Source organism: Microbacterium sp. BF1 (assembly GCF_019279095.1).
Taxonomy (GTDB): domain Bacteria; phylum Actinomycetota; class Actinomycetes; order Actinomycetales; family Microbacteriaceae; genus Microbacterium; species Microbacterium maritypicum.
Window position 1 is genome coordinate 1 of record NZ_JAGYWT010000337.1, and the last position, 2,745, is coordinate 2,745.

The 2,745-nt window shown below is 68.2% G+C and carries 4 protein-coding genes; all 4 read right to left on the reverse strand.

The features are described 5' to 3' along the window. Positions 1-152: 152 nt before the first annotated feature. Positions 153-527, reverse strand: coding sequence for a septum formation initiator family protein (locus KZA10_RS18115; protein WP_055866760.1), 375 nt, complete (start codon positions 525-527; stop codon positions 153-155). Between the two features lie 64 nt (positions 528-591). Further along, positions 592-771 (reverse strand): hypothetical protein, encoded by a 180-nt coding sequence (locus KZA10_RS18120; RefSeq protein WP_256934769.1) that lies wholly within the window; start codon positions 769-771, stop codon positions 592-594. A 36-nt stretch (positions 772-807) separates the two neighbouring features. Beyond that, positions 808-2,088, reverse strand: coding sequence for a phosphopyruvate hydratase (gene eno, locus KZA10_RS11655; RefSeq protein WP_055864618.1), 1,281 nt, complete (start codon positions 2,086-2,088; stop codon positions 808-810). 132 nt (positions 2,089-2,220) lie between these two features. Continuing rightward, positions 2,221-2,745: O-methyltransferase (locus KZA10_RS11660; protein ID WP_218682962.1), on the reverse strand; the 525-nt coding region annotated here is incomplete at its 5' end.

Genomic DNA, 2,745 nt, shown 5'->3' on the forward strand with positions numbered 1-2,745 from the left:
CGCAACGGGCCGCGATGCCCACCACACCTCGGGCGGAACGACCGAGCTGGGCCGATACGACGGCGAGCTCGGCGGGCGTGGGTGCAGGAAACGGCGGCGTGGTCACCTCACCAGCGTAGGGGAGCCGCCGGGGAAGTTGCTCGACGGGACGGTCAGGGAGCGACGGCGGCCGTATCGCTGAGGCCGGTCGAGACGATGGTGCGCAGCAACTGCGGCATCCAGTCCGTCGGCTTCTCGACGATCGTGTCGCTCACGGGCTCCTGCTCCCGCGGAAGGGCTGCGGGATCGAGGTCGTTGTCGATCAGATACACGACCTCTCCGGGCTTGACGTAGTAGAGGCGCTCGCGGGCCTGGGTCGTGATGTACACGGGGTCGTTCCAGCGCTCACGTTCGGCGACGAGGGAGGCGATCTGATCTTCGCTCACCTTCACCGACGCTTCGAGGGCTGCGATCTTCTGACGCTGATCGATGAAGGTTCCGAGCGTGGGCACGAGCACCCAGGCGCCCAGCACCACCAGCGAGAGCATGATGACGGAGAAGGCCGAGAGGCGGATGCCGGACGCCCACTCGCGGACGTCGACGCGAGACGCCTCACCACGGCTCCTGCTCGATGAGCGCGGTGCGGACGACGATGCGGCGGGCGTGGCCGTCTTCCTCGACTTCATCGTGCCGGCGGGTCGCGGCGTCTGCGGCCCCGGAGACGCCGAAGGAGGAGCCGGTCGTCGTGCCACGGCTCCTCCTTCGTCGTGCCGCTTCAGCGGCGGTGTTCACCGCCGAGACGGCGGCTTCTTCGGTGTATCGGTGCGCTCAGGCCTGGTAGCGCGGGAACGCGGAACGGCCGGCGAAGACCGCGGCGTCGCCGAGCTCTTCCTCGATGCGCAGCAGCTGGTTGTACTTCGCGACGCGCTCGCTGCGAGCAGGAGCACCCGCCTTGATCTGTCCGGCGTTGGTCGCGACGACCAGGTCGGCGATCGTGGTGTCTTCGGTCTCTCCCGAACGGTGCGAGAGCATCGCCGTGTAACCGGAGCGCTGAGCGAGGCTGACCGCGTCGAACGTCTCGGTGAGCGTGCCGATCTGGTTGACCTTGACGAGCAGCGAGTTCGCGACGCCGCGCTTGATGCCGTCGGCGAGACGCTGCGGGTTGGTGACGAACAGGTCGTCGCCGACCAGCTGCACCTTGCTGCCGAGTGCGTCGGTGAGGTGCTTCCAGTTGTCCCAGTCGTCTTCGGCGAGAGCATCTTCGATCGTGACGATCGGGAAGTCGTTGACGAGTCCGACGTAGTACTCGGTGAGCGCCGCGGCGTCCCAGTCCTTGTTGTCGAGACGGTAGACGCCGTCCTTGAAGAACTCGGTCGCGGCGACGTCGAGGCCGAGCGCGATGTCGGTGCCGGGCGTGAAGCCGGCCTTCTCGATCGCCTTCACCAGGAAGTCCAGTCCCTCGCGGTTGCTGGGCAGGTCGGGAGCGAAGCCGCCCTCGTCGCCGAGGCCGGTCGCGTAGCCCGCGGCCTTCAGCTCTGCACGCAGCACGTGGTAGGTCTCGACTCCCCAGCGGAGCGCCTCGGAGTAGGTCTCCGCACCGATCGGGGCGAGGAAGAACTCCTGCATGTCGATGCCGTTGTCGGCGTGCTCGCCACCGTTGATGACGTTGAACAGCGGAACGGGCAGCACGTGCGCGTTCGGGCCGCCCAGGTAGCGGAAGAGCGGGAGGTCGGCCGAGTCGGCCGCTGCCTTCGCGACGGCGAGGCTGACGCCGAGGATGGCGTTGGCTCCGACGCGCTTCTTGTTCTCGGTGCCGTCGACCTCGATCAGGATCTCGTCGACGATGCGCTGCTCGCTCGCCTCGACACCTTCGATCGCCGGTCCGAGCTCGTCGATGATGGCCTCGACGGCCTTGAGCACGCCCTTGCCGCCGTAACGGCTCTTGTCTCCGTCGCGGAGCTCGTACGCCTCGAACGCGCCCGTGGATGCGCCAGACGGCACGGCCGCCCGCTGCACGATGCCGTCGTCGAGGAGGACCTCCACCTCAACGGTCGGGTTTCCGCGCGAGTCGAGAATCTCGCGTGCGCCTACAGCCTCGATCAGTGCCACTGATGTGCTCCTTACTCAGGGGGAAAACGTTGTGTGGAGCGTCGTCGATCCGCGCTCAGTCTAGCCCGGCCCTCCGACAGGGTCAGGGACCCGACCGACAGGTTCGCGCGCACGCTCCCGACGCCGTCGATATCAGACGACCACGGCGATGGCGAAGCCGTCCCAGCCCTTCGCGCCGACGGTCTGCAGGGCCGTGGCGTCGAATCGCGGGTCCTCCCCCAGCATCCGCAGTCCCTCACGGGTGCCGACGACCTTGGGGTCGGTGCTGTCATCGCGGACGATCTCGCCCTCACGCCCGATGTTGTCGAGCACGACCACGGTGCCGGGGTGGCCGAGCTTCGCCGCCCAATCGAGGTAGATCGTGTTCGACTCCTTGTCGGCGTCGATGAACACCAGGTCGAACCCGCCGACCAGGGTGGGGAGCACGTCCACTCCCCTACCCACCCGGATGTCGACACGATCACCGACGCCCGCGGCATCGATGCTGGCGCGGGCGATCGCCGCGTTGTCCGACTCCGCCTCGATCGTCACGACGCGCCCTCCGGGGCCGACGGCCCGCGCGAGCCAGATCGTGGAATAGCCGCCGAGCGTGCCGACCTCCAGCACCCGCCGCGCTCCGCTGATGCGGACGAGGAGGTTCAGCAGCTTGCCGGCGAC

Coding starts and splice junctions, on each gene's coding strand:
- KZA10_RS18115 (WP_055866760.1), bottom strand. CDS start 527: ATGCTCTCGCTGGTGGTGCTGGGCGCCTGGGTGCTCGTGCCCACGCTC.